The organism is Acinetobacter sp. GQ146 (assembly GCF_059758585.1).
In genome coordinates this window covers 1-871 of sequence record NZ_JCAXDV010000022.1, presented here as the reverse complement: position 1 = coordinate 871, position 871 = coordinate 1, and the positions used below count along the sequence as shown (strand labels likewise).

At 45.5% G+C, this 871-nt stretch carries 1 protein-coding gene; it reads left to right on the top strand.

All coding sequences use genetic code 11. From position 1 onward, the window contains the following. On the top strand, positions 1–870 hold an 870-nt coding region (tuf, locus tag AC6CHI_RS16095), incomplete at its 5' end, for an elongation factor Tu (protein WP_498122500.1). Position 871 lies beyond the last annotated feature (1 nt).

Sequence of the window (871 nt, the reverse complement as noted above, 5' to 3'; positions counted from 1 at the left end):
GCGACTGATGGTCCAATGCCACAAACTCGTGAACACATCCTTCTTTCACGTCAGGTTGGTGTACCTTACATCATCGTATTCTTAAACAAATGCGACCTTGTTGACGACGAAGAATTACTTGAATTAGTAGAAATGGAAGTTCGTGAACTTCTTTCTACTTACGACTTCCCAGGCGATGACACTCCAGTTATCCGTGGTTCTGCTCTTGCTGCGCTTAATGGCGACGCTGGTCAGTACGGTGAGCCTTCAGTTCTTGCTCTTGTTGAAGCGCTTGACTCTTACATTCCAGAACCAGAACGTGCTATCGACAAAGCATTCTTAATGCCAATCGAAGACGTATTCTCTATCTCAGGCCGTGGTACAGTAGTAACTGGTCGTGTAGAAGCTGGTATCGTGAAAGTAGGCGAATCTGTAGAAATCGTTGGTATCCGTGATACACAAACAACTACAGTTACTGGCGTTGAAATGTTCCGTAAACTTCTTGACGAAGGTCGTGCGGGCGAGAACTGTGGTGTTCTTCTTCGTGGTACTAAGCGTGAAGACGTACAACGTGGTCAAGTACTTGCTAAACCAGGTACAATCAAGCCGCACACTAAATTCGACGCAGAAGTATACGTACTTTCTAAAGAAGAAGGTGGTCGTCATACTCCATTCCTTAATGGCTACCGTCCACAGTTCTACTTCCGTACAACTGACGTAACTGGTGCAATCCAATTACAAGAAGGCGTTGAAATGGTTATGCCAGGTGACAACGTTGAAATGTCAGTAGAATTAATCCACCCAATCGCAATGGACCCAGGTCTACGTTTTGCGATCCGTGAAGGTGGTCGTACAGTAGGTGCTGGTGTTGTTGCGAAAGTAACTGCATAAT